This is a genomic window from Streptomyces sp. NPDC022552 (assembly GCF_055561875.1).
Genome location: NZ_JBVHGJ010000018.1, coordinates 83949 through 110615, shown reverse-complemented (window position 1 = coordinate 110615; position 26667 = coordinate 83949). Strand labels below are relative to the sequence as shown.

22 protein-coding genes are annotated in these 26667 nt (G+C 70.6%); 14 read left to right on the top strand and 8 right to left on the bottom strand.

Going from position 1 to position 26667, the window contains the following annotated elements; all coding sequences use genetic code 11:
- Positions 1-57: 57 nt before the first annotated feature.
- Positions 58-1860 carry an ATP-binding SpoIIE family protein phosphatase gene (locus ACZ3OF_RS32870; RefSeq protein WP_361679174.1) on the top strand — a complete coding sequence of 601 codons (1803 nt, stop codon included), beginning with the start codon at positions 58-60 and terminating at the stop codon, positions 1858-1860.
- Between the two features lie 59 nt (positions 1861-1919).
- Here the strand turns inward: ACZ3OF_RS32870 and ACZ3OF_RS32865 are convergent, their stop codons facing one another.
- Both ACZ3OF_RS32865 and ACZ3OF_RS32860 read right to left on the bottom strand, forming a co-directional pair.
- Positions 1920-4121 carry an OmpL47-type beta-barrel domain-containing protein gene (locus tag ACZ3OF_RS32865; protein ID WP_467308468.1) on the bottom strand — a complete coding sequence of 734 codons (2202 nt, stop codon included), beginning with the start codon at positions 4119-4121 and terminating at the stop codon, positions 1920-1922.
- Positions 4122-4123: 2 nt separating this feature from the next.
- A complete protein-coding gene (locus tag ACZ3OF_RS32860; protein WP_361679180.1) occupies positions 4124-6616 on the bottom strand; it encodes a ThuA domain-containing protein in 2493 nt (830 codons plus the stop codon).
- Positions 6617-6812: 196 nt separating this feature from the next.
- Between ACZ3OF_RS32860 and ACZ3OF_RS32855 the strand changes: the two genes are divergently transcribed.
- Together ACZ3OF_RS32855 and ACZ3OF_RS32850 are read left to right on the top strand one after the other, a co-directional pair.
- Positions 6813-7829 carry a multicopper oxidase domain-containing protein gene (locus ACZ3OF_RS32855; RefSeq protein ID WP_361679183.1) on the top strand — a complete coding sequence of 339 codons (1017 nt, stop codon included), beginning with the start codon at positions 6813-6815 and terminating at the stop codon, positions 7827-7829.
- A 62-nt stretch (positions 7830-7891) separates the two neighbouring features.
- Complete coding sequence (locus ACZ3OF_RS32850) at positions 7892-8491, top strand: hypothetical protein (RefSeq protein WP_467308465.1); 600 nt, start codon at positions 7892-7894, stop codon at positions 8489-8491.
- A 102-nt stretch (positions 8492-8593) separates the two neighbouring features.
- Here ACZ3OF_RS32850 and ACZ3OF_RS32845 read toward each other — a convergent pair whose 3' ends face one another.
- Entirely contained in the window at positions 8594-8770 is a 177-nt protein-coding gene (locus ACZ3OF_RS32845; RefSeq protein ID WP_361679189.1) for a hypothetical protein, read from the bottom strand.
- Positions 8771-9107: 337 nt separating this feature from the next.
- Between ACZ3OF_RS32845 and ACZ3OF_RS32840 the strand changes: the two genes are divergently transcribed.
- The 3 genes from ACZ3OF_RS32840 to ACZ3OF_RS32830 all read left to right on the top strand — a co-directional run bounded on the left by ACZ3OF_RS32840 (position 9108) and on the right by ACZ3OF_RS32830 (position 17089).
- Complete coding sequence (locus ACZ3OF_RS32840; RefSeq protein ID WP_467308462.1) at positions 9108-13169, top strand: hypothetical protein; 4062 nt, start codon at positions 9108-9110, stop codon at positions 13167-13169.
- A 261-nt stretch (positions 13170-13430) separates the two neighbouring features.
- Positions 13431-16646: a M36 family metallopeptidase gene (locus ACZ3OF_RS32835; RefSeq protein ID WP_467308460.1), complete on the top strand. Its 3216-nt coding sequence runs from the start codon at positions 13431-13433 to the stop codon at positions 16644-16646.
- A complete protein-coding gene (locus ACZ3OF_RS32830) occupies positions 16643-17089 on the top strand; it encodes a hypothetical protein (protein ID WP_467308459.1) in 447 nt (148 codons plus the stop codon). The genes ACZ3OF_RS32835 and ACZ3OF_RS32830 overlap by 4 nt, the downstream gene beginning before the upstream one ends.
- On the opposite strand, the gene ACZ3OF_RS32825 is transcribed toward ACZ3OF_RS32830, so the two are convergent.
- Both ACZ3OF_RS32825 and ACZ3OF_RS32820 read right to left on the bottom strand, forming a co-directional pair.
- On the bottom strand, positions 17070-17411 hold the full coding sequence (locus tag ACZ3OF_RS32825; protein ID WP_467308458.1) for a hypothetical protein: 342 nt from the start codon (positions 17409-17411) through the stop codon (positions 17070-17072). The genes ACZ3OF_RS32830 and ACZ3OF_RS32825 overlap by 20 nt on opposite strands.
- Positions 17408-17995: an RNA polymerase sigma factor gene (locus ACZ3OF_RS32820; RefSeq protein WP_361679376.1), complete on the bottom strand. Its 588-nt coding sequence runs from the start codon at positions 17993-17995 to the stop codon at positions 17408-17410. The genes ACZ3OF_RS32825 and ACZ3OF_RS32820 overlap by 4 nt, the downstream gene beginning before the upstream one ends.
- 225 nt (positions 17996-18220) lie before the next feature.
- On the opposite strand from ACZ3OF_RS32820, the gene ACZ3OF_RS32815 reads away from it, so the two are divergent.
- Both ACZ3OF_RS32815 and ACZ3OF_RS32810 read left to right on the top strand, forming a co-directional pair.
- Positions 18221-18388, top strand: a complete 168-nt coding sequence (locus ACZ3OF_RS32815; protein ID WP_361679201.1) for a hypothetical protein — start codon at positions 18221-18223, stop codon at positions 18386-18388.
- Between the two features lie 59 nt (positions 18389-18447).
- Entirely contained in the window at positions 18448-19062 is a 615-nt protein-coding gene (locus tag ACZ3OF_RS32810; RefSeq protein ID WP_361679204.1) for a GOLPH3/VPS74 family protein, read from the top strand.
- Positions 19063-19145: 83 nt separating this feature from the next.
- Here the strand turns inward: ACZ3OF_RS32810 and ACZ3OF_RS32805 are convergent, their stop codons facing one another.
- Positions 19146-20042, bottom strand: a complete 897-nt coding sequence (locus tag ACZ3OF_RS32805) for an oxygenase MpaB family protein (protein WP_361679207.1) — start codon at positions 20040-20042, stop codon at positions 19146-19148.
- Between the two features lie 557 nt (positions 20043-20599).
- Here ACZ3OF_RS32805 and ACZ3OF_RS32800 point away from each other — a divergent pair.
- The 4 genes from ACZ3OF_RS32800 to ACZ3OF_RS32785 all read left to right on the top strand — a co-directional run bounded on the left by ACZ3OF_RS32800 (position 20600) and on the right by ACZ3OF_RS32785 (position 23334).
- A complete protein-coding gene (locus tag ACZ3OF_RS32800) occupies positions 20600-21784 on the top strand; it encodes an alcohol dehydrogenase catalytic domain-containing protein (RefSeq protein WP_361679209.1) in 1185 nt (394 codons plus the stop codon).
- 87 nt (positions 21785-21871) lie between these two features.
- Positions 21872-22564 (top strand): HAD family hydrolase, encoded by a 693-nt coding sequence (locus ACZ3OF_RS32795; RefSeq protein WP_361679212.1) that lies wholly within the window; start codon positions 21872-21874, stop codon positions 22562-22564.
- A 204-nt stretch (positions 22565-22768) separates the two neighbouring features.
- Entirely contained in the window at positions 22769-22942 is a 174-nt protein-coding gene (locus tag ACZ3OF_RS32790; RefSeq protein WP_361679215.1) for a hypothetical protein, read from the top strand.
- A gap of 218 nt (positions 22943-23160) precedes the next feature.
- The gene (locus tag ACZ3OF_RS32785; RefSeq protein WP_361679218.1) at positions 23161-23334 is read left to right on the top strand and encodes a CsbD family protein; all 174 of its coding nucleotides are present in this window, start codon (positions 23161-23163) and stop codon (positions 23332-23334) included.
- 125 nt (positions 23335-23459) lie between these two features.
- Here ACZ3OF_RS32785 and ACZ3OF_RS32780 read toward each other — a convergent pair whose 3' ends face one another.
- A complete protein-coding gene (locus ACZ3OF_RS32780) occupies positions 23460-24560 on the bottom strand; it encodes an SRPBCC family protein (RefSeq protein ID WP_467308455.1) in 1101 nt (366 codons plus the stop codon).
- 3 nt (positions 24561-24563) lie between these two features.
- Positions 24564-25595, bottom strand: a complete 1032-nt coding sequence (locus tag ACZ3OF_RS32775) for a histone H1-like repetitive region-containing protein (protein WP_467308454.1) — start codon at positions 25593-25595, stop codon at positions 24564-24566.
- Positions 25596-25791: 196 nt separating this feature from the next.
- On the opposite strand from ACZ3OF_RS32775, the gene ACZ3OF_RS32770 reads away from it, so the two are divergent.
- Together ACZ3OF_RS32770 and gvpJ are read left to right on the top strand one after the other, a co-directional pair.
- On the top strand, positions 25792-26166 hold the full coding sequence (locus tag ACZ3OF_RS32770) for a gas vesicle protein GvpO (RefSeq protein ID WP_361679227.1): 375 nt from the start codon (positions 25792-25794) through the stop codon (positions 26164-26166).
- A gap of 27 nt (positions 26167-26193) precedes the next feature.
- Positions 26194-26667: a gas vesicle protein GvpJ gene (gene gvpJ, locus ACZ3OF_RS32765; RefSeq protein ID WP_361679230.1), complete on the top strand. Its 474-nt coding sequence runs from the start codon at positions 26194-26196 to the stop codon at positions 26665-26667.

Below are 26667 nucleotides of genomic sequence, written 5' to 3'. Positions count from 1 at the left end.
AGCCCGGTGCATGATGTGCACCAGCAGCGGTCGAGTTCCTGTCTGGAGGCCGAAAGAGTGAACGGTGGCAACGGGAGACGGCGCCTGACCATCCGCGCCTCAGCCGGACAGGGCGCCTCGGTGCACCGTTCGGCCGGTGCCCGCGGGAGGGTCGGCAGCCGGAGCGTGGGCGAGGTCCCCCTCGACCGGATCACCACGCGCGGCAGGCTCGCCTGGCTGAATTCCGCCGGTTCCAGGATCGGTACCACCCTGGACCTGGAGCGCACCGCCCAGGAGCTGGCCGAGTTCACCGTGCCGGGCTTCGCCGACGGGGCCGCCGTCGACATCCTGGAGAGTGTCCTGCGGGGCGAGGAGGGCTCGCGGTGGACGGGCACGGGCGTTCCGCTCATGCGGGCCACCGCGCTGTCCGCCGTCGAGTCGCTGTCCTCCCTGGAACCCACCCCGGTGGGCGAGACCTTCGTCCGGACCGAGCAGGCCCACGAGACGCTGCTGCACCGGTACTGCCTGCGCCAAGGCAGACCGGTGCTGGTGAGCCGTATGAGGGACGACGACTTCGTCAAGGTCGCTCCGACGGCGAGCGCCGCCGCGAAGATGCGCGCCGCGGGAGTGCACAGCTACCTCGCCGTACCGCTGATCGCCCGCGGCCTTCTGCTCGGCAGCGCCGACTTCGTACGCGGCCGCGGAACGCCCCCGTTCTCCTCCACGGACCTCGCACTGGCGGAGCAACTGGCCTCCCAGGCCGCCGTCTACATCGACAACGCCCGGCTGTACGGGCGTGAGCGCGAGCACGTCGTCACCTTGCAGCGCACGCTGCTGCCGCGCGCGACCCCCGTGACACCGGGGCTGCGCGTCCACGCCGAGTACGCTCCCGCGACGGCCCACCACGGGGTCGGCGGGGACTGGTACGACGTCATGGCCCTCCCCGGAGGACGGACGGCCCTCATGGTGGGCGACGTCATGGGCCACGGGCTGCCCGCCGCCGCCACCATGGGGCGCCTGCGGGCGGTCGCCCGCACCCTGATGACCCTCGACATGGCTCCGGAGCGCGTGCTCGCCCGCCTCGACCTCGCCACGCGTGACCTGGAGGACGAGCAGGTCGCCACCTTCCTCTGCGCGGTCTTCGACCCGGCCGACGACACGTACACCCTCGCCAGCGCCGGGCATCTGCCCCCGCTGCTCCTCGACGCACAGGGCTCCGCCGAGTTCGTGGACGTACCCATCGGCGCGCCGCTCGGCGCCGGAGTGATCCCGTACGACCCGATCCTGCTGAAGGTCCCGGCCGGCGGCCACCTGGTCATGTACACGGACGGCTTCGTGAAGTCCCGCCACGCCGACCTGGACCATCAGCTGGAGCGCCTGCGGGCGGCGGCCCGTGGCCTGCCCGCCGAGGCCCTCGAACGGGGTGATCTGATCGGGTGCGCCCCCGCAGACGCCCCCCGGTTCGACGAGGCGGTGCTCCTCGTCGCGACGACGGCCTCCCGCACCCCGGACGACATGCGCGAATGGCAGCTGCCGCGGGAAGGGCGCGCCGCCTCCGTCGCCCGGGGCCTGGTCACGGACCAGCTCGCCGCCTGGGATCTGACGGAGCTCGCCGACGTCTGCGAACTCGTCGTCTCCGAACTCGTGGGCAACGCCCTGCGCTACGGCAACGGGCCCGGCCGGCTCCGGCTCCTGCGCGGCGAACGGCTCGTCGTGGAGGTCTCGGACACGGGCCCGGACCTGCCCCAGATCCAGCACGCGGACCTGAGCGACGAGGGCGGCCGGGGGCTCCAGCTGATCAACATGTTGTGCCGCCGGTGGGGCTCGTGCCGCACCGTGACCGGCAAGGTGGTCTGGGCGGAACAGAACCTGCCCACCTGAGCACGGCAGGGGCCCCTCCCCCCGGCTTGGGGGAGAGGGGCCCGTACAGCGCGGAGCGGTTACAACTCCTTCACCCGGATGTTGCGGTACGAGATGACGTCCGTCGTCCCGTGGACCTGGAGGCCGATGTAGCCGGAGGCGTAGCGCCGGCCGTCCGTGCCCGGGTCGTCGCCACGCGGTGGCTGGAAGACCTGACCACCGGTGTTGTCGAACTCGTTGATCAGCTTGCCGTTGCGGAAGACCGAGTAGTGCTGGCCCTCCACGCGGATCTCGTAGTCGTTCCACGTGCCCTTGGGCGTCACCCCGGCACCGGCGAGGCCCACGCGGTCGAAGCCGTAGACCGAGCCCGTCTTGTACATGTCGCCGTCGGGCCGGTCGAGGACCTGGATCTCATGGCCGTACTTGATGGCGACCCACTCCGGTCGGGTCTCCTCGGGGTTGTCGTGGACGTAGGGGAAGCGCACGAAGACACCGCCGTTGGCGTTGCCGGTGCCGGGGGCGTCGTCGCGCCACTGGAGCTTGAGCGAGAAGTCGCCGTACTGCCGCTGCGGGAACCACAGCATGCCCATGCCCGGCACCGTGGTGCTGCTGGTCATGGCCCCGTCCGCGCTCAGCGCGAACCTGCCACCGCCGACGTGCTGCCACTTCGAGAAGCTCGCGGCGGTGCCGTCGAACAGGTCGCGGTAGCCCTCGGTCTGGCCCGGCTTGCCGATGCCCGACTGCTTGGCGGCGCGGTAGATCTTCCTGTGCTCGCGGGTGTCGATGACGCCGTCGGCGAGCAGCCGGTCGACGACCGTGTCCACGTGCTTGAGGAACAGCGCGTGCGAGGACCAGTCCTTCTCGTCCTCGATGAGCTCGTTGACGGTGCAGCGGCTGTTCGTCATACGGTTCGGGACGCCGGTGTCGACGGTCCCGACGATGACGGTCGACCGCTCGTCGAACTCAGGACAGTCGGGAGCCGGCACCCCGCCGCCCTCGGCGACGGTGAAGGCCGTGCTCCGCGCCGCGGAGGTGTTGCCCGCCTTGTCCGTCGCCCGGTACAGCACCGTGTGGTGGCCGACGCGATCGACGATCACCGGCGTGGTGTACGCGAGGTACGGACCGCCGTCGAGCGAGTACTCGATCCGGTCGACGCCCGAGTCCGCGTCGGTCGCGGAGAGCGTGACCGTGGCGCTGGTGATGTACGCGCCGTCCGAGTTGCGCACGCCGGCGACGGAGGCGGACGCCTCGGGGGCGGTGGTGTCGGGATCGGGCTGCGTCACGACCGTGAAGTCGACGGACTTCTCGGGGGCCGTGTTGCCGGCCTTGTCGCTCGCCTTGTAGCGGACGGTGTGGGTGCCCGCCTGGTGCACCATCACGGGGGCGGTGTACCGCTGCCAGGCGCCGTCACCGATCGCGTACTCCATGGTGTTGACGCCCGAGCCGGTGTCGGACGCGGTCACCGTCACCGTGGCCATGTCGAGATAGCGGCCCTGGTCGTCCTGTTCCCCGGTCACGGTCGCCGAGGTCTCCGGCGCCGTCGTGTCGTCCGTCGGCGGCGCGACGACCGTGAACGCGGCGGTCTTCTCTGCTGCCGTGTTGCCCGCCTTGTCGCTCGCCCGGTAACGGATCGCGTGCGTGCCGACCCGGTCGACGACGACCGGGACGGTGTACGGCTGCCACGGGCCGTCGGCACCGACCGCGTACTCGACCCTGTCGACGCCCGACCCCGCGTCCGTCGCGCCGAGCGTGACCGTCGCCTGGCCGACGTACGCACCGTCGGCGTTGCGGTCGCCCTCCACCTTCGCGGTGGTCTCCGGCGCGGTGGTGTCCTCGCCGCCGCCCTCGGTGACCGTCAGGATGCCCTGCATCTGGCCGTGCCCGGGAATGGTGCACTTGAAGAGGTACCGGCCCGGCGTCAGCGTCACCTCGGCCGTGTGCCGGCCGCCGTTCGCGTCGCTCGGGTTGGCCAGGATGTTGAGCGGGACGTCGTTGTTGTACTCGGGGTCGGAGACGTCGAACGTCAGTGTGTGCGGCATGCCGGTCGTGTTGCCGGTGGCCGCGCTGTTCTCGAAGACGATGGTCGTGGCGCCGGCCACCGCCGTGGTGGGGAACTCCAGATAGCGGTCGATCGGGTCGCCGGCCTTCCAGGTCAGCACCTGGGCCGCGGCGGACCGCCGTCCGTCCTCGCTCCTGCCGTACGCGGACGCCGAGGTCAGCCCGACGATCATCGCCACCGCGGCCAGCAGGGCCGCCCACAGCCTCCCGCCTCTGTGTCTCATGATCACCGCGCCGCCTTCCGTGCCAGTTGGTCCGCGGCCGGGGTGGCCCCGCCGCCCTTGTAGGTCACGCGCCACAGCGCGGAGTCGGGGTGCGAGGTGAAGAAGCCCCGCCCGTAGTCGAGGACGTACAGCGAACCGTCCGGGGCGAACTTCCAGTCCATCAGGTTGCGGATACCGCCCTGCCCGACCGGGATGATCTTCTTCAAGGACTCGGCGTGCACGGGCAGGCCGCCCTTGCCCACGGTCCTCGGGTCGGTCAGCACGGCGTGCCGCGGCTGCTCCCCGTCGTAGAAGTCCCCGACGAACCACTTGCCGTCCCAGTACGACGGCCATTTCACGGCCGAGTCGCTCGCCGCGTCGTAGCGGTAGAGCGGACCGTTCATGGTGGCCTGCCCGCCGCCCTTGAGCCAGGGGAGCAGCAGCTTCTGCTCCTCCTGCTTGTAGCTCGGGACGCCGTTCGCGTCCCTCGGGTAGTCGACGCCGCCGCCCTGGGGCGAGTACCAGATGGTGTTCGACGTGACCGGCGGCAGGTTCACGAGACCGTCGTTGTTCGGCGACTCGTTCTTCGGCGCGTTGCAGTCGTACCAGCCGAGCGGCTTGCTCGGATCGGTCGGGCCGCGGTCCCGGTAGGGCTGCTTGTTGCCCATGCAGTACGGCCAGCCATGGTTCCCCGCCTTGGTGATCGCGGCGAACGTGTCGTACTTGGCCGGTCCCCAGATCGTCGACGGCGCGCCCGCGTCGGGGCCGACCCAGCCCGCGTAGAGGATGTCGGTCTTCCTGTCGACGGAGATGCGTGCCGGGTTGCGTACGCCCATCACGTAGATCTCGCCACGCGTCTTGCCGCCGCCCTCGTCGGTCTCCTCACCGGTGAAGAGATTGCCTTCGGGGAGGGTGTAGGTGCCGTCGTCCTCGGGGTGGATCCGCAGGATCTTGCCGTTGAGGTTGTTGGTGTTGCCGGCGGTGCGGCGCGCGTCCGCGAAGGAGACGCCCCGGAAGTTCGGGGCGGGGTTGTTGCCCGAGTAACCACCACTGGATCCTGAGGAGTTGGTGTCGCCGGTGGCGATGTAGAGGTTGCCCTTGGAGTCCCAGGCCATCCCGCCGCCCGCGTGGCAGCAGCTGTGGATCTGGACCGGCCAGCTCAGCAGCACCTTCTCGCTTGCCAGGTCGAGCTTGTTCGTCGCCGGGTCGAGGGTGAAGCGGGAGACCCGGCGCTCGCCCATGTGCGCGTCGCGGTCGATCCGGGAGTGCGGTGTGTAGTGCAGGTACACCCAGCCGTTGGTCAAGAAGTCGGGGTCGAGCTCGATGCCGAGCAACCCTTCCTCGTTCTTGACCAGTTCGTCGCCGCCACCCTTGTTGCCGAACACGGTGAGTGCGCCCGCCCTGGTGACCTGCTCGGTCTTCGGGTCGTAGACGTGGATCTCGCCGCTACCCTTGCCGATGTCCGGGTTGTTCCAGTCGGTGACCACCGGAACGCTGGAATCGGCGCCGCCGCGGCCGATGTACAGGATGCGCCCGTCGGGAGCGGCGACCAGGCCGTGCGGCTCGCCGATCTGGTCGTTCTGGCCGGGCTGATTGGGCTTGGTGACGCGTTCGGCGGTGTAGTTGGCGTCGATGGTCGCCTTGCAGTCCGCCTGGGAGATCCTGGCGGTCCAGGCGATCGCGCCGCGCAGATGCTCGCGGAAGTCCGTCTCGGCGTAACTGTCGACGGTGCCGCCCATGGCGGTGTAGAAGGACCGCCCGCCGTCGTAGTCACGGCACCAGGACACCGGGTGGTCCCAGCCGTTCGGCTTGGCCACGGGCTGGAACGAGGACTCGCGGACCCGCGCCACGGTGTGCACGGTGCCGGACGGGTTGCGGTCCCAGTTGAACCACTTGTCGGGCCGTTTCCACTCCAGCGGAAGGGACGTGGTGGCCGGATGCTGTCGGTCGCCGACCTCCACCACCGCGCGCTGCGTGGCGCTCGGGGCGCCGGTGGGCCGGGCGCCGACCAGGCCGGTGAACCAGGTGGAGTACGGCTCGGTGCGGGCCGCCTCGTGGACGCCGACGAATCCGCCGCCCGCCTCCATGTAGGCCTCCAGGCCGGCCTCCTGCTCCGGGTCGAGCACATCTCCGCCCCCGGTCAGGAACACCACGGCGTTGAACCGGCCGAGCCGCCTTGCATCCGTGAAGACGGCCGGGTCGTCGGTGGCCTCGGTGCGGAAGCGTCCGGCGGCCGGACCGGTCAGCCCGATGCTCTCGACGGCCGCGATGCCCGCGTCGACCGTCGGCGGCTCGGCGGTCGCCGAGCCGTGGAAGACGAGCACGCGTACGTTCGCACCGCCGGGCGGAGACGGGAGCGACAACGTTGTCGCAGCGGTGGTCGACGGGGGATCCGGATACGGTCTGGCCGAGGCGGGGTCTCCGCCGAGCAGGGATGCGGTGAGGGCCGCTGCCCCAAGTGCCGCCACCGCCAAGCCCGTTCTTGATCTCGATTGGTGATGTGGTGTGCGCTTCATGGGTCACCCATCCCTCTGAGGTCACAACGACAGCCGTTGAAGCTAGACCCCTTTGCGCGGTTCGCCAATACCTATGACCACAACAGGACGAACTTTGTCCTGGGTGTGGAGAAACGAGAGTCGTCCCGCTACCGTGTGGGCCGTCCCCAGGGGGCCTTCACCCCGTCAATCTCCACCGAGAAGCGGAGAGTTCGACATGGACAGACGCAGCTTCAACCGTCGCCTGCTCGCAGGCGGGGCCGTCGCCGCGACGGGCGTGACATCGTTGTCGCTCGCCTCCGCCTCAAGCGCCACATCCGGCACGGCAGCCACACTGAGAACTGCCCCGGCAGGCGGGCAGATACGCCATCTCAAGCTGTTCGCCGAGAAGTTGGCCGACGGGCGGATGGGGTACGGCCTGGAGAAGGGCAAGGCCACCGTGCCCGGCCCGCTGATCGAGCTCAACGAGGGCGACACGCTCCACATCGAGTTCGAGAACCTGATGGACGTCCCGGTGAGCCTGCACCCGCACGGTGTCGACTACGACATCGACAACGACGGTACGAGGATGAGCCGCAGCCACGTCGAACCGGGCGCCGGCCGCACGTACACCTGGCGTACCCATGCCCCCGGCCGCCGCCCCGACGGCTCGTGGCGCCCCGGCAGCGCCGGGTACTGGCACTACCACGACCACGTGGTGGGCACGGACCACGGCACCGGAGGCATCCGCAAAGGCCTCTACGGCGGCCTGGTGGTGCGCCGCAAGGGCGACATCCTCCCGGACAAGCAGTTCACGATCGTCTTCAACGACATGACGATCAACAACCGGCCGGCGGCCGACCCGCCCAACTTCTCCGCCACGGTGGGCGACCGGGTGGAGATCATCATGATCACGCACGGCGAGTACTACCACACGTTCCACGTGCACGGTCATCGCTGGGCCGACAACCGCACGGGGCTGCTCGCCGGCCCGGACGACGTGAGCCGGGTCATCGACAACAAGATCACCGGCCCCGCGGACTCGTTCGGCTTCCAGATCATCGCGGGCGAGCACGTGGGGGCGGGTGCCTGGATGTACCACTGCCACGTCCAGAGCCACTCCGACATGGGCATGGCCGGTCTCTTCCTGGTGGCCAAACCGGACGGCACGATCCCGGGCCACGACGGCCACGGAACCCACCACGCGGGCACACCACAACCCCCGCGGACCCCGGGCGAGGCCCACGCCCACTGAGGGGGCGGCGCCGCGGGGACCCGTGCGGGTCGACCGACGTGACCCCCTTAGCATCGGCGTCCATGGGGACGTACATCGACGGACTGATCGAGGTCCGTACGGCGGGCGGGGCATGGGAGATGGAGGTCGATCTGCTCGACTTCGAACTCGGGAAGGCGCGGACCGCACGCGAGTGCCTCTTCGGGTACGGCGGGGCCCTCGGGGTGGACCGGCCACTGTTCGACGGGCGGGGGTGGCCGGAGGACGCCTGCGACGAGGTGCCCAAGGAGTACGACGAATTGAACCACAGCCACTCGTACGCGACCTGGGCCGAGATCGCGGCGGTCGACTGGGGCGCGCCGCTCTGCGACCGCCCCCACGGGAGCCGTGTGGGCGAGTGGCGACCGGGGCAGGACGGCGAGCTCGCCCTGCACGACGTGCCCTGGGCGCCGCTCGAGGTGCTCGACGCGGCGGAGGAGCTCTTCGGCGAGGACCTCTTCCCTTCCGAATGGCCGCCGGGCGGCGAGATGCGTCTGCACGGCGCGGTGTACCGTCCGGTGGTCCTCACGGCCGGGATGATCGTTCCGCCGGACGGCGATTGGGCGCCGGTGTGGGCCTCGATGCGTGGGCTGGCGGCCGAGTACGGCGACGAGAACGTCCGCCTGGTCGTCTGGTTCGGCTGACCTGACCGACGGGACCTGACCTGGCCGACCTGACCTGACCCAGCCCCGGGCTCCGTCCTCAGGGGCGTTCGCAGGTCAGGGCGCCCAACCGTCAGCCGTCCGTCACGACGACTTGCGGAAGTGGACCACGAACATGCCGTTCTCCAGGTAGGGCTTGGTCACGTACAGCTCGAAGTCCCCGGTGTCCTCGTTGCGGGCCACGCCCGCGAACACCTTCTCCCCGAGGAAGGCCGCGTTCGTCATGATGCTCTTGGCGATGACGCCGACGCATCCCTCCACACCCGTGTCACCCGAGATCTCCGCGGAGAAGTCGACCGCGAGGGTGGGCTCCTTGAGTGCGAGACAGATTCGATCCGCTGGGAGCGGGCCGAGTCGCCGGACCGGCGGTGCACTCGAACGTGACGGCAGAAACGAAAAGCCACGACTGTTCGGGCGGTGGTACTCACGGGTGGTGGTGCGCCGGGGCGCACGCACCGGCGTTCGCGCGGGCGGGAAGGCGCGCCCCGGCGCTGCCGGGCCCGCCCTCCTCGGCGTTCACCGGCCGACGAGCCTGCGGCGATGTCAGTGGTACCGCGTAGCGTGTGGTCGTCGATGAGCACCACGGGGAGACGGACACATGGGCACGCGTGTCGAAAAGAACGGCTATACAGCAGAACTGACGGACGATCTGGACGTCGTCTACCGCAATCCACGGGGGCGGAAGCTGAAGGAGTTTCCCGGTCCCATCGCCGGCGCTCCGGGGATCGTCGCGCTGATGGAGGCGCGGAAGCATCTGCGGGAGCAGCGTGAGGAGTGCCGTCGGCAGGCGCGCGCCTGGGCGACGACGGGGGCGGGCGTGCCGCGTGCACTGGCCGATGCCGATCCGCTGTGGCGGGAGGCGCTGGAGGTCGAGCAGGTCGACCTCACCGAAGGGCTGGGCGACGGCGGCCTGTGGGCCCGCACGTACACGGGCTTCGACGGCCTCACACTGACCCAGCTGCTCCCCGAGCAACTCATCCCGTATCGCGACCGCATGATGCGCCAGGAGCACTGGGAGCCGGACGGCTTCTTCTCCACCGGCATACCGGATCCGTCCGACGGCGCTCTGCCGTTTCCCGAGCGGGTCATCGCCGCCCATCCGGGCTCTGAGGAACTGGCGACCGCAACGATCCTCGCTCTGAAGTCATGCACGCTCGAGTGGCGCTATGTCTTCAAGACGGACATCGACCAGGTCCTCCATGGCATGGACGAGTCGGCTCCCGCCCTGCTGATGACTCTGCTCGACGAGATGGCCGACTACGCCCTGCGGCGCAGTGACCCGGTGGCGGCCGGCGCCTGGTTCGGGAGGGCCCGCAAGGCCGAGCGCGTACAGGCGCGCAAGGTCGACAAGGAGTGGCTGCTCGGCCGCTACCTCGCATACGCGGACGGCGAAGCCCTCTCGGTCACGGTCCTGCGTGCCTGGGCCGGCGAACTGGCGGTCAAAGGGGTGGCGACCGAGGCAGACCTCGACCGCTTCCGCAGGGTGGCGATCCGACGCGTCCAGGCGTCGTCCGAGGTGTACCCGCAGCTGGCCGTCGACGTCCGCAAGATCGCCAAGGCGGCCGGCCTCGAGCCCGACAGGGAACTGGCCACACTGCTCGGCGAGATGTTCGCCGTCGGCGGTGTCTCCCTGTCCGACGACAAGTTCTGGACCGACTGCCTCAAGGGCCGGGCCATGGACCTCCTGGGCGAACACGCCTCCACGGCGGTCCACCAGGTGCTGAAGCTGCGTCCGAGGCACTTCGGCGGCAGCGCCACACTGTGGCGGGCGTTGCTGGAGCGCACCGGTGCGCTGGCACGGCTCACCGGTGAGGCCGAGGGGCTGCCCGCGGGTGAGGCCGCCGTCTGGTTCTCCGACTGCGTCCGGACGAACAGCCACCGGAACGGCCTCTGGCCCGTCATGTACGAGCTCGCCGAGGAGATCGCGCCGCGGCTGGCGGCCGACGGTGTCCCGGTGGAGTTCCACTACCGGACATTCGGCGATCGAGGCGACGCGCGGACCCCTCTCGACCTGATCGACCTCCTGCTGGAGCACGGCGCGCCCGTCGCCGATCCGCCGGAGCTCCTCGGCCCGTCACAGCTGTACGACCTCATGCTCGGCCGCCGGCCGAAGTTGGAGCATCTCCAGGCGGACGAGCGCTTCGCCCGCGAGCTGCGCGCACGGGTGCGCACAGATCTGGAGATGACCACCAAGGCCCTGGCGAGCAACAGTTGGTACCAGCCGCACGAGACCAAGGGCTGGGAGAAGATCCCTGAGCTGTTCGACAACCCGATCGGGCACGAGGAGATCCGTGCCTGGTGCGACCGCGAGCGGGCGAAGCTCCGTGCCGGGGTCGACTTCGAGGAGCTGGTGCTCCTGCTCGGCCGTTTCGTCCACGTGGGCGTTGCGGTGGACCTGCTCCTCAAGGACGCGGACGCCGCTGCGGAGTTCGCGGCGGTGGACGTCGTACCGCTGCTGATGGCCGAGCTGCCCGACACCGTCTCGCGTGCGCAGGTGGAGGAGGTGCTGGGCAGGCTCCAGCCCTACGGCGTCGACCGGGAGGGAGTCCGGGGCCCCAATCGCGGACCGATCCTGGAAGCGCTGCCGCAGCTGGGCGAACCGATCAGCAGTCTCGCCGCCCGTTCCGTGGTCATGGCCGTCAACTGCCGGGCCGGGCTTGAGCGGCTCGTCCGCCGCTTCACCCCCGACGCGGACGACGCGACGCGGGCCTCCGATGCCGAGCGGGAAGAGCCCTTCACCGGGATCGGCCGCCGGATGGTGCGTCTTGCGACGCGAGGGACTGCCGTCTGGGGAGGTGATCTCCGGCAGGCCACCACCGCGTTCGACGGCGCTTTCCGCTACGACCTGTTCCGGTCGGCGCACGCCTTCGCCGTGCCACTCGCCCTGTGTGCCGTCTCCTCCAGGCCGGGCAGCTCGGCCGCACGGTCGCTGCTGACGTACGCCGACCACCCCGTTGTGTCCGGTGAACCGGGCCGCTGGCGATTCCTCCGCTGCGAGGCGCCCGAGGACCGTACAGACATCCAGGCCCTCGCCGAGGGGAAGGTCTACCGGACGGCGACGTCCGTCACCTTCGTACTGGCCGGGGGAGGGACCAAGCCCCTGCGGATCCTGTGGGAGTACGCCCCCGAGGGCTCCTTCGCCGAGGACGGCCCGCTGGCTTCCGCCGGTGTGACGCTCACGCATGCGGAAGTGCTTGAGCCGGCGCGGCCGGCCGACTGGTTCGCGCGATTCGTCGTGCTGTACCGCGAGCACGGCCCTGCACCGGTCCGTCCGGAGCTCGCCGAAGCCTTCGCCGAGCGGTTGGGCCTCTCCCGGGCCGAGGCCACCGTGCTGCTGATGGCACACGTCTCCTGCGCGCCGCACCAGTTGACGACGGACAACTACCTGTCCCGTCACCCCTCCGCCGACGTGGAGGCCTGGAAGATCCGGTGGAGTGAGGCGGATCAGGCGGTGGACGCACTGACATCCGTGCTCGACCCCCAGTTCATCGCCACGTTCTACGACAAGCTCCTCCCCGACGACCCCGAGCAGCTGTGGACCACCGGGCCCGACGTGGACCGCGCCGCCGCGTGGTGGCACGACGAGCTGGGCAGCCCCCTGCCCGTGCCCACCGCACTTCTGCCCCTCGCGACCAAGGAGACGCTCCCGCCCAAGGGTGAGGCGGCCCTGTCCCGGGAGCTGCTCCAGGGGAACCCCACGTGGTGGCCCCATCTGCGGCTGCCCGCCCTGCTGGGCCGCGTCGCCATGGGTGCGCACTGCCTGGACCACCATGGTGCGGGCCTGGTGGGAGAACCCCAGCTGCTGGCCCTTCCCAGGATCGCTGCCTGGATCGCCTACCGCACCCCGGCCGGCGATCCGATCCGCTGCGCGGTCGGCGCGGCGATCGCCAGGCTGTGCGAGGAGCGGGCCACGGTCACCGAGCCCCTCAGGCTCTTCTCCTTGCAGAGCAACTACCTGATGGGGCCGCCTCCTTCCACCGAGGCGCTCACCGCTCATCCGGCGGTGACCGAGGTGGCCGACGCGACGCACGACATGCGGCACCTGTGCGTGGATCCCGCCGCGCTGAAGGGGCCCGACGATCCGCTGCTGGAGAGCCTGGAGGCGTATCTCGACTCCGTACTGCCCTCCCAGTGGCTGCCCAGCCCCTCCGGGCTGCCCGCACTCGCGGACCTTCGGCTGCTGCTGAGCGACGACTTCGCCGCGCTCGGCGAGCACCTCGCCGCCGACGGCGAGCGCCTTCAGGGCTGGGAGCAGGACCCCACGCGCTCCGTGCCGCATCTCGTCGAGGAGTGCGCCAAGGAGTTCGGACTGAGCGAGGACGCCGCGGCGCTCCATCTGATGCTGCTCGCCCTGCCGGACCCGACGGACCGCAACGTCAAGGCGTGGACCGGGTGGAAGCCCGCCCGCTTCAAGGCGGCCGAGGCCGAACTGGGTGCGTCGGGCCGAGTGCTGCGCGCCGGCAGGCCGCGGGCGGGCCGTTCCCTCTTCGTGCCGGGCGCCTGGCAGGAGCGGAAGCCGCCGCGCCTCCCGGTCGAGGTGGCCAAGCTCGGACTGTTGCCGCTGGCCAGGGAGCACCGGTCGACGAGCCACATGGCCGCGGTGCCCTCCGCCCCGTTGCCCACGCTGTTCACGCGGGCGTGGGAGGGCCGTACGAACTGACCTGACCACACACCGTGTTCGGGGGTCGGGGCATGCGCGCCCCGCCCCGGCCGAGCTGGATGCCCCCGTAGGGCGCCCCCGTCGGATGCCCCCGTCGGACGGACTCGACCGGCGGCGCGGGCGGCATGCACCCTTCCGCTGACTTGTCATGTGCACATACCGTGGCCCCGGTCCGAGTCAGGAAGCCGACGGACGGGGGAAAGAGCGATGCCACCCACACGCTTATCGACGCGTGCACGATCACTGCTCATCGGAGCGCTCATGCTCGCACTGCCGGCGGTCGCGTCGACGCCGTCGGCCGCCACAGCCGAAGAGCCACGCGGAAATCAGGCAAGGCCGACCCAGGAACAGACGGATCTGCCGTACCCGGACGTCGACGTACGCGGTGACAAGCGCGTCGAACCCACGGCCGGTCAGCTGCGCGCCGCACAGGAACTCGACGGCACGGCGATCCGCTGGAGCCGGTTCGGCACGCCGAGGCTCGTCACTCCGCAGGGCCGCAACGCGCTCACCGCCACCAGCACCACCGACCCGCGCACCCTCGCGCTTGACCACATACGCGGCCACGCGGACCTCTACGGTCTCTCCGCCGCCGACCTGGACGCCCTCTCCGTCGTCCGGTCGTACCGCACCGGGCACAACGGCGTACGGCATGTCTTCGTCGGCCAGAGCGACCGGGGCGTCCCGGTCCACGGGGCTCGCCTCTCGGTGGCCGTCGACTCGGCCGGCCGTATCCTCACCGTCACCGGCAGCCTCGTCCCGGGCGCCCGCGCCACCGGGCCGGTGGCCCTCGACAAGAGCGCCGCGCTGGACCGGGCCGCGGCCTCCGTCGGCAGCGACACGCCGTCCACCACCGCCGCCGGCAACACCGACACCGACGGCGCCGCGACCGCGACCGCCACCCGGGTCACCTTCCCGCTCGCCGACGGCACCGCCCGCCCGGCCTGGCGGACCACGCTCACCGCCGACAACCACCACCTGTACGACACCGTCGTCGACGCCGGGAACGGTGCCGTCCTCCTGCGCACCGACCTCACCAGCAACGAGGGCCCCGAGGGCCGGGTCTTCACCGACCAGAACCCCACCCTCGGCAGCGCGACGACCGTCCCCTTCAGCGGCCTCGGCCGCTCCTGGGTCACCGGCAGGGTCACCACGGGCAACAACGCCGAAGTCTCCCAGGACGTCGACGGCCAGGGGACGCTCGGCTACCAGCCCCAGACACCGGCCGCCGGAGACCCGGCCTACCAGCACTTCGACCACACCTTCACGGACGCGTTCCGCACCAGCGGCGGCACCGATCTCACCACCGACCGGGACGCGGTCGTCACCCAGGCCTTCTACTACGCCAACCGTATGCACGACCATCTCTTCGCGCTCGGCTTCGACGAGGCGTCGGGCAACTTCCAGGAGGACAACCTCGGCAACGGCGGCGCGGGCAGCGACCGCGTCCAGGTCTACGTCGACTTCGACGCCAGTGGCGACTCCGCCTGCAACGCGAACTTCGGCACCCCCGACGACGGCCAGAACCCGACGATGCGGCTCTTCGTCGGACGGGCCTCCTGCAACAACCACAACATGCACCGGGCCATGAACGGCGACACCATCGCCCATGAGTACAGCCACGGCCTGTCCCACCGGCTCGTCGGCGGCGGCGACCTGGGCAACGGTGCGCAGACCGGCGCGCTCGGCGAGGGCTGGGGCGACGCGGTGGCCACCTCGATGTGGAACGACCCGGTGTACGGCGAGTACAACAACGGCCGGGCCACCGGCGTACGCCGGGTCGCGTACGACAACAGTGACCTGACCTATGCCGACCTCTGCGACGACGGCAGCTGCCAGGTGCACGCCGACGGCGAGATCTGGGCCACCACCATGTGGGACATGCGCACGGCGCTCGTCGGCGCGTACGGCTACGCCACCGGAAAGCAGCGCCACGAGCAGCTGATGGTCGACGGCATGAAGCAGACGCCTTCCACACCGGACTTCCTGGACGCCCGTGACGGCATCCTCGCCGCCGACCGGGCCAACCACGGCGGCGCCAACCAGTGCCTGCTGTGGGGCGTGTTCGCGCGTCGCGGCATGGGCGCGAGCGCCACCTCGCCGAGCCAGACGCAGGCCGTTCCGGCGATCGACCACCCCGCGAGCTGCCGGCCCGCCGCCGACGCGGGCGGGCCGTACACGACCAAGGAAGGCGCCGACGTACGGCTCGACGCTAGCGGCTCCGCCGTCCCCGGAGGCGGCGGCAGCTACAGCTGGGACTTCGACGGCGACGGCGCGTACGACGACGCGACCGGTGTCAGCCCGCTCTTCGACCGCGTCGGCCAGGACGGTACGTACACCGTCGGCCTGCGCGTCGGCAACGCCGCGGGGGCGGACACCGACACGGCGACCGTGACCGTCGGCAACGTGGCGCCGGCGGTGACCTTCACCGTCCAAGGCCCGCGTGAGGAGGGCGGCAAGCTCACCGTCGCCGGGACGGTCACCGACCCGGGCTGGCTCGACCCGCTCACCGCCACCATCGATCCCGGCGACGGCACGCCCGTCCCCTTGCCCGGACAGCTGGAGAACAACCGTCCCGACGCCACCCTCACCTTCACCCGCGAACTCGTCTTCGGAGACGACGGCACCTTCACCGTGAAGGTCTGCGGCAGCGACGACGACACCACGACCTGCCGCGAGGCCGCGATCACCGTCGCCAACACCGACCCGACCGTCGCCGTCGACAAGGCCCGTGCCGTGCCGCTCGCGGGTGGCCGGACACTCGTCGTCCACGCGGGCGAGGAGACGCGCTACACCGCCCGGGTCACGGACCCCGGCAGCGACGACGAGACCATGAGCTGGGCGTGGGGCGACGGCACACCGGTCACCACGACCACCTCGCTGGTCAACCCGCCCGACCCCGACCCCGCCCGGAGCCCCAGCGTCCAGCCGCGCGACCTGACGGACGCCCGGCCCCACACGTACACGAAGCCCTGCCTGTACGACCTGTCCTTCACGGCACGTGACGACGACGGTGGTACGGGGACCGACCGGATGCCGGTCATCGTCCAGGGCAACGCGCCGCTGTCCCTGCTCGCCGACCTCTGGTACGTCAAATACCTGACGGGCGACCTCACGGGGCTCGGCAAGGCGACGCTGGACTGCTATCTGAAGATCGTCCAGCACGCGAGCGCGGTGTTCTCCGAGAAGGTCGACGTCTCCACCCAGGGCAAGGCCGCGGACGTGCTCTTCCTGAACCTGTCGCTGGACCCGAAGCGCTCCCTCGACCGCCAACTGCTCGCCGCATGGCTGAACTTCGCCAACGGCGCCTTCGAAGCGAACGAACTCGTCGACACCGACAGCGACTTGAAGCCGGACACCCCCTTCCTGGAGGCCGTGCAGAAGGCCGAGAAGGTACGCCTCGACCCTCATGCCACCCGGCAGCAGCTCTCGGCCCAGGCGGCTGTTCTGACCTGCATCAACATCCCGCTGGTATGACAAGGGCGACGCTCCTGCCGCGCGCCGCCGCCGCCCTGCTCCTGGGGGTGGCGGCGGCCGCCTGCACCGACGACGCCTCCCCGCCGGACCGTCCGCCCGCGCCGACCCGTACGGCGACGTCCGCGTCCACCCCCACCCCCGCTCCCGAGAAGACGACCGGCACACCGGTGCCGGCTGCCCCGGGCGTGCTCACCCAGGAGGACGCAGGCCGCACCTTCGCCCTCCGCCGCGGCGGCACCACCCAACTGCACCTCTCCGGCCGTTGGCGGGAGGCCGCCCCCGCCGTCGACGGCACAGCGATCGTCCTCGTACCGGTCGAGTACGAGACCGACCCGGGCTTCCGGGCCTGGGACGTCCGCGCCGCCGGCCAGGGCGAGGCGGTGCTGCGCACGACGAACCGGCCGGGCCTGCGACCTCTGACCATCACCTTTCGGGTGGGGTGAGGAGGCGGGCAGGGGCCTTGGTGAGCGAGCAGACGCCGTCCACGCACTGGCGCTCCAGCCGGCCACGGGAGACGGTCTGCGCCAGGCCGACCATCCAGCAGGTGGGGCAGCCCCGGAAGGCGATCAGTGCCAACGGTGCCGCCAGCAGATTGGCCGGGCCGACGACGGGTACCAGGGCGACCGAGCAGATGATCAGACCGAAGCCGATGGCGCCGCGCGCCAGGTGGCGTGGGACGGACTTGCTGGCGAAGTCCCTCTCGGGCGCCGCGGAGTGCGACGGCTTCACGGTGGTGGTCTCGGTGCTCTCGATGGTCTCGGTCACGGTGGTGAGTCCCCTCCGGCTGATGGGTCGATGGCGTGGTCGGTTGCTGCCAGTGACTGACGCAGTGCCGCACGCGCCCTGTGCAGCCGCGATTTCATCGCGGCGTCGCTCAGACCGAGCGAACGCGCGACGGTCTTGCCGGGCAGCCCCTGGACATCCCGCATGATCAGGACCTGCCGTTGGTCACGCGGAAGGGCGCTGACCGCGGCCGCGAGCCGCTCCACCTCCAGCCGGTGCAGCACCGCCTCCTCGGCGGACGGCTCCGCGGACAGGTCCCCCTCGGTTGACGCCCCGTCGCCCCGCGAGACGAACAGCCGTACCTGCCGGAGGCATTCGTTGCGCACGATCCGGAACATCCACGAGGCGAGAGCGCCGGTGGCCCGCAGGGTGCCGATCTTCCGGTAGAGGATGATCAGCGCCTCCTGCGCCGCGTCCTCCGCGTCCTGCGGCGAGGCACACAGCGCCCTGGCGAACTTGCGCACATGAGGCTGCGATTCCATGACGACGGTGGTGAGCGAGGTGACGTCGCCGTCCTGAGCGGCCTTGATCAGCCGCTCGTCCGGCCAGGTGAAGCGTGGGGGCATGGTGCTCATCTCCGGAAGGGCCCGTGGGCAGGTGCTGGTCAGGTGCGGCTCTTGTAGCGCCGCATCAGGTGCCAGCTGCACGCGCCCACGAGCAGGACTCCGATCACTACGAGGCCCGTCACCATCATCGTGTTTCCTCCTGGTTCTGCCGGCCCGTTCGGCCGGTACAGAGATAGGAGGCGGGAAGGTCCGGAGAGGATTCACCTCCGGCCGAAGTTTTTCCGGATGCCGCGCACGACCGCCCCGCTCGCACGGCCGCGGCGGTACACCGACCACGCCCGGACCGGCCACGACCACCAGTTCGGCGGCAACGTCACACGCGCCGAACGCAGCACCGCGGACGTAGACTTCAGAACCGATCTCGTGCGACTCGCCGCCGGCGGGAAGGGGTGAGTGCGTGGACGCCGCGCCGGCCGCCCCGGTTCTCGCCCGCCGACAACAGGAGCTGACCCATGACCACACCGCGCGACATACTGTTCACCGCTCTGGACGCGGCATCCGGTCGCACGGTGGACCGAGGTGAGCTGTCCCTCGCGCTCGCGGGAGCCGAGTTGATCGATCTGATCACCGCCCGGGCCGTCGCCCTGGACGGCGATCACATCGTGCCGGCCGACGAGCGCGTACCCGAGGACGCGCTGTTGCAGGCCGCCGCGTCGGCGCTGGTACGGGAGGAGCCGTACGAAACGGTGGACGACTGGCTCTGGCGGCGCGGCCGTGACCTGGCCGCGGCCTATCTGACGGCGCTGGAGGCGGAGGGGCTCCTCACGCGGCAGCGCAGCCGCTGGACGCCGTTCAAGGCAGAGGGCGAGCCGGAACTCGTCGATTCGGCCGCGCGCCACCGCGCGGCCGACCGCCTGACAGCGCGGGAGCCCGTACTCACCGCTCTCGCGGCGGCCATCGGAGACCACGACGAGTCCGCAGCGGACACCGCCGACTCCGCCGACCTCCCGGAGGGCGTGGAGGCGGTGCTGGCCGCCGTCGGCGACGCGGAGCTGGAGCTGGCGGCCGTACGGCAGCGCCGGGACGTCGAACAGGCGGCCTTCGACAACATCTGGCGAGCTGTCTGACGCGCGGCGAACCCCTGCCCGCGGTAGCCGCACCGTACGCGTGCCGACGGTGGGCCGCCCCGGGTCCGCGGGGCGAACCCCGGCTACTCGGGATCCTGTCGCAGGCCCGCCTGTGCCGGTGGCACGGAGGACATGGCCCAGCGGACGGTGGTGGTGATCGCGCGACCTCCGGGCCGTGCCAGCGGCAGCAGGACGCGCGTGGCGGGGGGCGGATCCAGCCAGTCCCTCGCCCAGGTGGGCAGCAGGTCGACCGCCGCGGCCGCCAGGAACCCGTACGGAAGGCGGGCAAGGGCCGGCAGCGGAGGGTCGGACAGCAGATAGCGCGCCGCCTCGCGCGATTCCCGGGTGGCGCGCAGCTCGGGGCGGTACGCGGTGAGCCGAGCGGTGAGTTCGGCCCGCGTCTCGGGCGGGCGTTCGGCGCCCAGGCTCCGCGCGACCCGCGCCATGTCGGTCACGTACCCGTCCTCCCCGGACGGGGCCAGCGGATGCCTCCCGTACCGCTGGTAGGCCCGCAGGAAGCATTCCGTCTCGGCGACGTGCACCCAGGTGAGCAGATGCGGATCCGAGGCGCTGTACGGCGTCCCGGCATCCGTCGTGCCGTGGATCCGCCCATGCACCTCCCGGACCCGGATCACTGCCCGCTCCGCGTCCGCACTCGTGCCGAACGTCGTCACGGCCAGGAACGTGCTCGTCCGCTGGAGACGGCCCCACGGGTCCCCCTGGAATCCGGAGTGCGCCGCGACGGCCGCCATGGCGGTCGGGTGCAGCGACTGGAGCAGGAGGGCCGCCAGGCCGCCGATGTACATCGAGGCGTCCGCGTGTACGAGCCGTACGGGACGGTCGGGGCCGAACCAGCGGGGCCCGGGCGTGCCGTGGATGCGCGCACGCTTCTGATGCGCCTCGGGGCCCGCGACCCGGTAGAGCAGAGACTCACCGGCCCGCTCGCGCAATCTGCCGAGGTTCGGCGTTGGCCAGGGCACACATCCAGTATGTCTCCCCGCCCCACAGGGCCGTCGACGCAGCGCGACTCCACTCCGCGATGCGCGCCCCCGGCATGGACAGGAGGCTCGCGGGCACGCGTAGACGCATGAGTGGAGTCGTCAGCAATCACCAGCCGTCCCCCGCAGGGGACGGCGCGTCACCGTCCGCGGCAGCACTCCCGGCCTCGCCTGGGCCGGCGGGGCCCCTGCCCAGGCCCGTTCCGAGCGAGGTGGTCACCACGGGCACGCCTCCCAACGATCCCGTACCACCGAGTCCCACCCCCGCACCGGGCCCCGGTCCCGGCCCCCAGCCGGGGCCGCTCCCCGGTCCCGTTCCCTCGCCGGGCGGGCCCGATCCCGTGCCGCCGGCGCCGCCGCAGCCGGAACCCGACCCCCGGCCGCAGCCCGGGCCGCGGCCCGAGCCACATCCGCATCCCGGCCCGCTGCCCGGTCCGATACCGCCCCCCGAACCCGTCACCTGACGCCGGCGCGCGCCGCGGCCGTGCATGGCGGGATCCGACCGGGGCAGTCGCGCGGTGACTCCGGGAGGTGGATCGGTGAAGGCCGTGACATGGCAAGGCAAGCGCAACGTGTCCGTGGAGTCGGTGCCCGATCCCGTGATCGAGAAGCCGACCGACGTGATCGTGAAGATCACGACCACCGGGCTGTGCGGCTCCGACCTCCATCTGTACGAGGTGCTCGGGCCGTTCCTCGACGCGGGGGACATCCTCGGTCACGAACCCATGGGCCTGGTCGAGGAGGTGGGCCCCGAGGTGCGGAACCTGCGGAGCGGCAGCCGCGTCGTCGTACCCTTCAACATCTCCTGCGGTACGTGCGCGATGTGCACGCGGGGCCTGCACTCTCAGTGCGAGACGACGCAGGTGCACGAGTACGGCTCGGGTGCCGCGCTGTTCGGCTACACCAAGCTGTACGGGCAGGTGCCGGGCGGTCAGGCGGAGTACCTACGGGTCCCGTTCGGCGACCAGTTGCCGATACCCGTGCCGACGGGACCGCCCGACGACCGCTTCGTCTACTTGTCGGACGTGCTGCCGACGGCGTGGCAGGCCGTGGCGTACGCGGACATCCCGCCCGGAGGATCCGTCGCCGTACTCGGGCTCGGGCCGATCGGCGACATGGCCGCCCGGATCGCATTGCACCAGGGCGCGGAGACCGTCATCGGGGTCGACCTGGTCCCTGAGCGCCTCGCGCGCGCCGCGGCCCGTGGAGTCCACACTCTCGACCTGTCCGCCGACAGCGACGGACTCGTCGACCGTGTGCTCGACCTCACCGACGGCCGGGGCCCGGACGCGGTCGTGGACGCCGTGGGCATGGAGGCTCATGGCGCGCCCCTCGCCAAGGGGCTGCACGCGATGGTCGGGTTCCTGCCCGACGCACTCGCGTCGCGGCTCATGCGCAGGTTCGGCGTCGACCGGCTGTCCGCCCTGTACCTCGCGGTGGAGCTCGTACGCCGGGGCGGCACCATCTCCGTCGTCGGCGTGTACGGAGGGATGGCGGACCCGATGCCGCTGCTGGCGATGTTCGACAAGCAGATCCAGCTGCGGATGGGACAGGCCAACGTCCGCCGCTGGGTCGACGACCTTCTGCCGCTGCTCGGCGACGACGATCCGCTCGGCGTCGACTCGTTCGCCACGCACCGGCTCCCGCTGGCCGAGGCACCGTCCGCCTACGAGATGTTCCAGAAGAAGAGCGACGGGGCGGTGAAGGTGCTCTTCCGGCCCTGAGCGAGCGGGCAGTGAGCGGGGCGCTGATCGAGCGCATCATGACACCCCGAACGGGCACCCGCAGCGGCACAGAGACAGGAGACCGGTATGCCTGCACACACGGGACAGGAACGGCCGAGCGCGGCTCTGTTCGACCTCGACGGCACGCTCGTGGACACCACGTACCTGCACACGCTCGCCTGGTGGCAGGCCTTGCGGCAACACGGCCACGAGGTCCCCATGGCACGGATCCACCGGGCGATCGGGATGGGCGCCGACCGGATCCTCGACGAGCTCCTCGGTTCCAACCGGTCGCGCTCGGAGGACGCGTCGCTCGCCGACGCGCACGGGACGCTCTACGCGGTCTGGTACGACGTCCTCCGCCCGTTCGAAGGAGCGGCCGACCTGCTGAGGGCCACGGCCGCCCGGGGCTGGACAGTGGTCCTGGCCAGCTCGGCGTCCGAGGACGAGGTGGCCGCGATCCGGCGTGCGCTCGACGCCGACGAGGTGATCGCGGCGGCCACCGCCGGCAGCGATGTGGACTCCACGAAACCCGCCCCCGACCTGGTGGAACGGGCTCTGGAGAAGGTGGGGGCGGATGCGGAGAACGCCGTCTTCGTCGGCGACACGGTGTGGGACATCGAGGCCGCCGGCCGGGCCGGACTGCCTTGCGTCGCCCTCCTCACCGGCGGTACGTCCCGCGGCGAACTGGAGAAGGCGGGAGCCGCGGCCGTGTACGAGGACGCGGCGGAACTGCTCCGAGGCGTCGACACCAGCCCCCTGGGCCGACCGGGCACGTGAGGAGCTCCGGGCCGGCCCCGGACCGGAGGCCCCGGGCGCCGCCGCCGCCCGGGGCCGCGTCGCGCCGCGAGGAGGGTCTCAGGGCCCGAGAACGGCGCGTCGGCAGCCGGGAAGGCGTCCCGGGACAATTCGTACGCGGAACTGCCGATTCTGCTGCTGGGTCGCGGGTAGGGGCTGGATGAGACCGCCGAGGAAAGGACCGGCATGAGCGCCAAGGAGAAGGCCAAGGCCAAGGCCGAGCAGATGCTCGGCAAGGCGATGAGGAAGACCAGTCGCGTGCATGGCGACAAGGCCACAACCGCGAAGGGCACCGCTCTGGAGTCACGCGGCAAGGCCCGGGAGGCCAAAGAGAAGGGCAAGGACGCCTTCAAGCGCTGAGAGCGCTGATCCCCCGCGGCCTCGCACCGTCGTCATCCCGCTGCCCGGGACGCGCTCGGCGCGCCAGGGCAGCGGGCCGCCCAGACATTGATCCGAACCCTGATGTACGTGCAGAAATGCGAGTGAATCAGGCGTATGGAAAGGTGCTGGGGGTAGCCGAACAGAGGCGCCCGCCGGACGACGGGTGCTCCACGAATGGTCAGGGAAAGGTGACGGTCATGGCCGGAGGCAAGAAGGCCAAGAACATGGCGAAGTCCACCAAGGGCAAGGTTAAGGAGACCACGGGCAAGGCGACCGGGAACGAAAGCCTGGAGATGAAGGGGCGGGCGGAGCAGGCCGCTGCCGACGCGAAGCAGACCGCTCAGAAAGCCAAGGACACGCTGAAGCACTGACCGGCCCGCCGAACCGGACCACGCATCCGGTGGTAGCCCGATCCCCACGGCAGAGGAGCGGCCCTTGAACGGCCGCTCCTCTGCCGTGGGGATCGGCAGTGCGACGGGGAAAACGGGAGAAGGAATCAGCGCCGACGCCGGCGGCGACCGACTGTCTCTTCTTCTTCGTCCTCGTCCTCGTCCTCGTCCTCGTCGGCGTCTTCGTCCTCGTCTTCGTCCGCGTAACCCTCTTCGTCCTCGTCTTCGTCCTCCTCCTCGTACTCCTCCTCGGGCTCGGCGTCCTCGTCCTCCTCCTCGCCGTCGTAGCCCTCCTCGTCCTCGTCCTCGTAGCCCTCCTCAGGCTCCTGCCCTTCTTCGTACTCGTCTTCCTCCTCGCCGGGTTCGCCCTCTTCCTTTTCCGCTTCCTCCGCCTCGAGAGCCTCCTCGTGCGTGCGGACCACTTCGCCGTCGCGGATCTCTCCGCGCCACCCTTCCGGCTCGTCGTCGGTGAGCGTGACGTGACGGCGGAAGTGCTTCATGTCCAGCCGCAGCCGGCGGCCCTGGGCGCGCCAGAGGTTTCCTGTCTTCTCGAAGAAGCCCGAGGGGTAGTACTCGACGGTGAGGAGGACCCGGGTGAGGGACGGTCCGAGCTCGTGGAAGCTGACGCAGCCTCTCGTCGAGCCCTTGGCTCCCTCGGAGGTCCAGACGATGCAGTCGTCGGGGACCTGCTCCTGGACGGTCGCCTTCCAACTACGGGTCGACGGCCCCACCTTGACCTTCCAGTCGCTGGTGGTCTCGTCGCCCTGCGAGACGTCGCGCACGCCCTTGGTGAATCCGCTGAAGTCCTCGTACTGGGTCCAGTGGTCGTAGACCCTGCGGAGCGGAGCGCCCACGTCCATCGTCTCGACGATGCTGGTGATCTTCTGACTCCCGCTCTTCCGCTTGCCCTTGCCCTTGCCGAACAGGTTCGACGCGGCATCGGTGACCTTGTCCTTCATGGCACCGAACTGCTGTCCCACGATCGCTTTGACCGGCGAGTCCCCCTTGAGCATGCGACCGCCGATGTCCGTGAGTTTGCCGCTGCCCTCGGCCACGTCGTTGAGCTGGTCGGTGACGTCCCCGAGCTTGTCGGTGGCCTTTTCGGCCAGTTGGCCGGTCTGGGCCGTGAGGAAGTCGCCCAGTTCGCTGAACAGCCGCTCCATCCCGGAGCCGGACTCCTTCTTCTGGCTGCGGTCTTCCGATGCCATGACCTACCTCCGCGTCGACGGCTTGCGCGCTGCCGTCTTCTTCGCTGCCGACTTGCGTGCCGTCGTCTTCCTGGCCGCGGTCTTCTTCGCGGGCGCCTTCTTGGCGGGCGCCTTCTTGGCGGGCGCCTTCTTCGCTGCCGTCTTGCGCGCCGTCGTCTTCTTCGCGGGCGCGGACTTGGCGGTCTTCTTCGCGGGAGCGGTCTTCTTCGCGGACGCACTGCTCTTCTTGGCTGCCGTCTTCCTCGGTGCCGCCGTCTTCTTCGCAGCCGGCTTCTTCGCGGCGGTCTTCTTCGCAGCTGACTTCTTCGACGGAGCGGCTGACTTCTTGGCCGGAGGGGCTGACTTCTTGGCGGGGGTGGCCGACTTGGTGGTGCGGCGGCCCTGTGATGCCTTACGTGTACGGGACTCCGAGGACGTCCTGCTTCGGGGCCGGCGTGACGGTTGCTTCTCCGGCTCTTCTTCCTCCGGCTCCTCTTCCTCGGGTTCTTCTTCCTCCGGCTCTTCTTCCTCGGGCTCTTCCTCCTCGGGCTCCTCTTCCTTTTCCTCCGGTTCCTCCGGCTCCTCTTCCTCCGGCTCCTCTTCCTCGGGCTCCTCTTCCTCGGGCTCCTCTTCCTCGGGCTCCTCTTCCTCCTCTTCGGGCTCCTCCTCATCCTCCAACTCGTCGTCCTCGTACTCCTCTTCGCCCTCTTCCTCGTCCTCGGGACGCCCTTCGTCCTCGTCGCTGCTGCCGATCGCCAACGTGCGCTCGTGGAGCGAGTCGGCGAGGTCGGTGAGCTTGCGGTTGGCCGCCGCACTGAGCGCCTGACGGCCGGCATCCAGGGCCTCGCCCCGCAGCTGATCGCCTATCTCCGCGACCTGCGGAATGTCCTTGAGCATGCTCAGACCCTGCGTCACGAGCTGCTTCGGCTCGAGGCCGAAGCGCCGGCCCGCCAGGTAGGTCGCCACGGTGAAGGCGAGGCGACCCTTCTTCGTCCGTCCCAGTACGTAGCCCCCGGCCACCGCGGCCGCGAGGGCGATCTTGGTCGTGTCCTGCATGACCTGTCCCTTCACCGGGCGTCTGCGGCCCACCGTCCCCTCGAACGGGGCTCCAGGTCCGGGCCGCGCAACCGCACCGTCACCCGCAATAGGCCGCCGCTCGGGCGGTAGGGAGCTGGAGCTCCCGGGCATGACATTTACCCCTATAAGATGAAATTCTAGCCTCTAATGGCGGTACGTCCTCTGGAAGTGACATATGGCCGCAGCAGACCCGGCTCGCCCTCGACGGGCTGCCTCTCGTGCCGCCGACGACGGACGGCAGGAGCGCCCACCCGCTCGCCGGCGCTCTGCGCCGAGCCGGGCGAAAAAGAAGGTCGACGCGGCCTCGGCGATGAGTTCGGCCGCAGGCCAACTCGCGAAGCTGCTCGGCAGACCGCCCGAATCCGTCTCCTCGCTCAAACCCACCGAGTCGGGGTGGGAGGCACAGGTGGAGGTGGTGGAACTGGAGCGCATCCCCGACACGACGAGTGTGCTGGCCAGTTACAAGGTGGCGCTGGACGAAGAAGGCGCGTTGATCTCCTTCGAACGGACTCGTCGCTACAACCGCGGAATGATCGATCGGCCGGCCTGAGACCGGTTGGCCGTGAAGGGAGGCGCCATGACCATGGTGCCGCAGAGCGGCGGCCCAGTCAGCAGGGGCGGTGGGAGCTCCAGCAGTCTCTACGACGTCCTGGAGCTCATACTGGACCGCGGTCTGGTGATCGACATCTTCGTGCGCGTCTCACTGGTGGGCATCGAGATCATCAAGATCGACGCCCGCATCGTCGTGGCCAGCGTGGACACGTACCTGCGCTTCGCCGAAGCATGCAACAGGCTCGACCTCGAGGCGGGCCGCAAGGCACCGGCCCAGCTCCCCGAGGTCGTCGGAGGCATGATGGAGGGCGGGGCCCACGGTAAGTCCAAGGGCGCGCTCAGCGGGGCGGTCGACGCGGTGAAGGAGTCCCTGACCGGGTCCGGCAGCGACGAGGAAGAGGAGCCCGACGAGGAACCGGAAGAGGAGCAGCCGGAGGAGGAGCCCGCTCCCAGGCGGAAGCGGCCGGCCCGACGGTCGACGCGCCGGGACAAGGAGTGA